This is a genomic window from Streptococcus australis, assembly GCF_019930045.1.
GTDB lineage: Bacteria > Bacillota > Bacilli > Lactobacillales > Streptococcaceae > Streptococcus > Streptococcus australis_D.
On the sequence record NZ_JAHZQQ010000084.1, the window covers coordinates 1 to 4,642 of the forward strand.

A 4,642-nucleotide genomic window follows, 5' to 3' on the forward strand; every position below is an offset into this window, starting at 1 on the left:
TTAGCTTACAGAACTGCTTGTGAAGCTCTAGAGGATGAGTTCAAGTAAATGTTGCACTTATTCTTGCAATTTATCGACGGAAAAAATGGGAAGTTTTGCTCAAGGAAGCAATAGTTAGAAACAGTCTTTTCTTGAAAAATTTGATAAAATAGAAGTATCAGTATAAAGGATGTAAAAATGAGTAAGAAAGTAATTGGCATTTGGGCTCAGACGAAGAATGGAGTGATCGGCAAAGATCAGGTCATGCCTTGGCATTTACCAGCTGAATTGCAGCACTTTAAACAAACGACTACAGGCCATGCGATCCTCATGGGAAGAGTTACCTACGAAGGTTTAAACAAACGTGTCCTCCCAAATCGGACCAATATTATTCTCTCTAGAGATGACAAGTATGATGTAGAGAATGAAAAGGTTTTGCTAAAAACCTCAGTTGAAGACGTTTTAAACTGGTATAAGGGACAGGATTTGTCACTCTTTATTATCGGTGGTGAGAAGGTCATCCGTCTTTTCGAGCCTTATCTAGAGGAGCTCTATCAGACTGTCATCGATGCCGAATTGGAAGGAGATACCTACTTCCCGGAAGACTTCCGGTGGGACCAGTTTCAATTATTAGATGAGCGGACAATCGAAAAAGATGAAAAAAACCCTTACGACTTTACTATTAGACATTTTGAAAGAAAGGAAGACTAGTTGATGGAACGTAGTATCTTTGGCTTTTTTACAGCAGTTTTATGCGTGATTTGCCTGGTATGTGCTTCCCAGAATCTTCGGAAAAAGCGCTATGGCTTAGCCACCCTCTTCTTATTAAATGCCTTTACTAATCTTGTGAATTCTATTCACGCCTTTTATATGACTTTATTTAAATAAATTACAAACAGACTATAGAATCGGGAGAAGAAAATGCCTACAAATCAATCAAACGATATGATGGTTTATTGTTCGTTTTGTGGTAAGAACCAAGACGAAGTACAGAAGATTATCGCTGGGAACAATGCCTTTATCTGTAATGAATGTGTTGAGTTAGCTCAAGAAATCATTCGAGAAGAATTAGCTGAGGAAGTCTTGGCAGACCTTTCAGAGGTTCCAAAACCAATCGAACTTCTCAATATCCTTAACCACTATGTCATCGGTCAAGATCGTGCTAAACGAGCACTAGCAGTAGCTGTCTACAATCACTACAAACGGATTAACTTCCATGAAAATCGTGAAGATGACAACGATGTGGATCTACAAAAATCAAACATTTTGATGGTCGGTCCTACAGGTTCAGGAAAAACTTTCTTGGCTCAAACGCTTGCTAAGAGTTTAAATGTGCCATTTGCCATCGCCGATGCCACAGCTTTGACAGAAGCGGGTTACGTCGGAGAAGACGTTGAGAACATCCTTCTTAAGCTCTTGCAAGCAGCTGATTTCAATATCGAACGTGCTGAGCGAGGTATCATCTATGTTGATGAAATCGATAAGATTGCTAAGAAGAGCGAGAACGTCTCGATCACTCGTGATGTATCTGGTGAAGGGGTACAGCAAGCCCTCTTGAAGATCATCGAGGGTACTGTAGCGAGTGTTCCACCTCAAGGCGGACGCAAGCATCCTCAACAAGAGATGATTCAAGTTGACACCAAAAACATTCTTTTCATCGTTGGTGGAGCCTTTGATGGAATTGAAGAAATTGTCAAGCAACGTCTGGGTGAGAAGATCATTGGATTTGGTCAAAACAACAAAGCCATTGATGAATCCAGCTCTTACATGCAAGAAATCATTGCAGAAGATATCCAAAAATTCGGTATCATCCCTGAGTTAATCGGCCGTCTCCCTGTTCTTGCTGCATTAGAGCAATTGACAGTGGATGACTTGGTTCGTATTTTGAAAGAACCAAGAAATGCCTTGGTGAAACAATATCAAGCTCTCTTATCCTTTGACGACGTTGAATTGGAATTTGATGACGAAGCACTGGAAGAAATTGCAAGCAAAGCCATTGAACGTAAGACTGGTGCTCGCGGATTACGCTCCATCATCGAAGAAACTATGTTGGATGTGATGTTTGAAGTTCCAAGTCAAGAAGACGTCAAATTGGTTCGAATCACTAAGGAAGCAGTTAACGGAACTGAAAAACCAATTTTAGAAACTGCCTAGAAAGAAATTCTATGAAAGTAAATACTCATAATGCGGATATTCTCTTGAGTGCTACCAATAAAAGCCATTATCCTCAAGATGATATCCCAGAAGTTGCACTTGCCGGTCGATCAAATGTCGGCAAGTCTTCTTTTATCAATACCATGCTGAATCGTAAAAATTTAGCCCGTACGTCTGGAAAACCAGGGAAAACACAGTTATTGAACTTCTTCAATATAGATGGCAAACTTCGTTTTGTCGATGTACCTGGCTATGGATATGCTCGTGTCTCAAAAAAAGAACGCGAGAAATGGGGCAAAATGATTGAAGAATATCTGACATCGAGAGAGAATTTAAAAGCTGTTGTCAGCCTGGTTGATCTTCGTCATGAACCCTCAGCAGATGATGTCCAGATGTACGAGTTTTTAAAATATTACGAAATCCCTGTTATCTTAGTTGCGACCAAAGCCGATAAAATTCCAAGAGGAAAATGGAACAAGCATGAATCCATGATCAAGAAGAAGTTAGATTTTGATAAAACAGATACTTTTATCATCTTCTCATCTGTTAATAAAACGGGAGTAGAAGAAGCTTGGGATGCAATTTTCGACTATAGTTTTTCGGAATAAATCGTATTATTACTTACCTGTTATTTATTTGTTTGATTTATCTCGATATTGTAATTAAAATGTAATATTGAACTCAACAATTTAATGCTTTTCTGTGCTATAATCATCTTAAAGACTTTTCATTAAAACATCAGGAGATTATCACATTGAAAAAATTACTAAATAAATCGAAATTGATTGGATCCTTAGTGGTTCTGGTAGCTGCAGGAACAGTAGCGGCAGCCATGAGTGAGCACGTAGGAAACGTTGGGGCTAATGATGAAGCATACTCTCAATATGCAGATCCAACAGAAGCCTTCATCTCACAAATCGGTGAATCTGCTCGCCAACTTGGTCAAGAGAATGACCTGTATGCATCTGTTATGATTGCTCAAGCCATCTTAGAAAGTGGAGCTGGTCAATCTGGTTTGTCATCTTATCCACACTACAACCTTTTTGGTATTAAAGGTAGTTATGCTGGTCAATCAGCTGTGATGCAGACGTGGGAAGATGACGGTAATGGAAATGCCTATACCATCAACGATGCTTTCCGTTCATACCCTAGCTACTATGAATCATTGCAAGACTATGTTGCTGTTTTGAAACAAGGTCACTTTGCTGGCGCTTGGAAAAGCAATACAAGTGGCTATCAGGATGCAACAGCTGCCTTAACGGGTGTCTATGCTACTGATACCAGTTACTATGCAAAATTGAACCACATCATCGAAATATACAACCTTACTCAGTATGATTCACCAAGTGTGTATGGAGGCTATGAAGGTACAGTTTACAACCCTTATCGCCAACAATATACAACTCAAGAAATCTTGAACTTGGATATCGCTTGGGCAAATCGTTTCTTGTAAGATATGAATTAAATTGAATGATATACAGGCCTTTAAGGTCTGTTTTTTGTTCTCTTCGTTTTAAATCGTTTTTTTATAGAACACAGTATTTTTGCTAATATTTTTCTGAAAACCTTTTCAGAAAGTTGAAACTATGATATAATGAAGAAGTTCACAAATTCAATATATAAGGAGATTCAGATGGGAGAATCAAATTTTGTTCTAAAGGTAGAAGCAGCATGTCAGAAGAAGGAAGAACTGTATACTGCTTCTAAAGCTCGGTATGCTGTTCGCTCTATGTTTGCGGGTGCATTTCTCACAATGAGTACAGCAGTTGGGATTGTGGGTGCAGATTTGCTCAATACCTTTTTGCAAGGTTCCGGTCGTTTCTTGTTCCCATTTATTTTTGCCTGGGGATTGGTTTATTTACTATTCTTAAATAGTGAACTAACGACTTCAAATATGATGTACCTGACAGCTGGAGTTTATCTTAAGAAGATAAATTGGAAGAAAGCTTTAGAGATTCTACTTTATTGTACATTCTTTAATTTAGTTGGTGCTTTGTTCCTCGCATTTCTCTTCAGTCAGACAAGTGCTTTTGCTAATCTGAATCCAAAAGGCTTCCTTGGTTCAGTTGTAGAGATGAAGCTCCAACGTTCCAATCAATTGGTCTTCTTTGAAGGAGTGATTGCTAACATCTTTGTTAACATAGCGATCTTGTCCTACCTTTTCTTTAAAGATGAAACAGCGAAAGTTCTGATGGCTTTGTCAGCTATTTATATGTTTGTTTTCCTTACCAATGAACACATCGCGGCAAACTTTGCTTCTTTCTCATTAGCTACTTTTAACTCGATTTCGAAAGATTTACCTCATTTAGAGTTCTTCAATGTGCTTCGTCATTATGCTGTCACCTTTGTAGGTAACTGGGTAGGTGGAGGAGTGATCATGGGCTTAGCCTATGCATGGCTCAATCGTACCAAGACTATTTACAAAGATTAAGATTTTCCCCAATTGTCAAGTCAAGTGCAACAAAGTCATTCCTCTGATTAAGCGAGTGTTCTTCCAGCTGTTTGAGCT

At 38.8% G+C, this 4,642-nt stretch carries 5 protein-coding genes; all 5 read left to right on the forward strand.

Annotated elements, in window-relative coordinates; all coding sequences use genetic code 11:
• The first annotated feature begins 177 nt into the window (after positions 1-177).
• The gene (locus K1J10_RS10090) at positions 178-690 is read left to right on the forward strand and encodes a dihydrofolate reductase (RefSeq protein WP_129269219.1); all 513 of its coding nucleotides are present in this window, start codon (positions 178-180) and stop codon (positions 688-690) included.
• A gap of 210 nt (positions 691-900) precedes the next feature.
• On the forward strand, positions 901-2,133 hold the full coding sequence (clpX, locus tag K1J10_RS10095; RefSeq protein ID WP_223357229.1) for an ATP-dependent Clp protease ATP-binding subunit ClpX: 1,233 nt from the start codon (positions 901-903) through the stop codon (positions 2,131-2,133).
• Between the two features lie 11 nt (positions 2,134-2,144).
• Positions 2,145-2,741, forward strand: coding sequence for a ribosome biogenesis GTP-binding protein YihA/YsxC (gene yihA, locus K1J10_RS10100; protein WP_223357230.1), 597 nt, complete (start codon positions 2,145-2,147; stop codon positions 2,739-2,741).
• A gap of 146 nt (positions 2,742-2,887) precedes the next feature.
• Positions 2,888-3,586, forward strand: coding sequence for a glucosaminidase domain-containing protein (locus K1J10_RS10105; protein WP_223357231.1), 699 nt, complete (start codon positions 2,888-2,890; stop codon positions 3,584-3,586).
• Between the two features lie 180 nt (positions 3,587-3,766).
• Positions 3,767-4,564, forward strand: a complete 798-nt coding sequence (locus tag K1J10_RS10110) for a formate/nitrite transporter family protein (protein ID WP_223357232.1) — start codon at positions 3,767-3,769, stop codon at positions 4,562-4,564.
• The last annotated feature ends 78 nt before the right edge of the window (positions 4,565-4,642 follow it).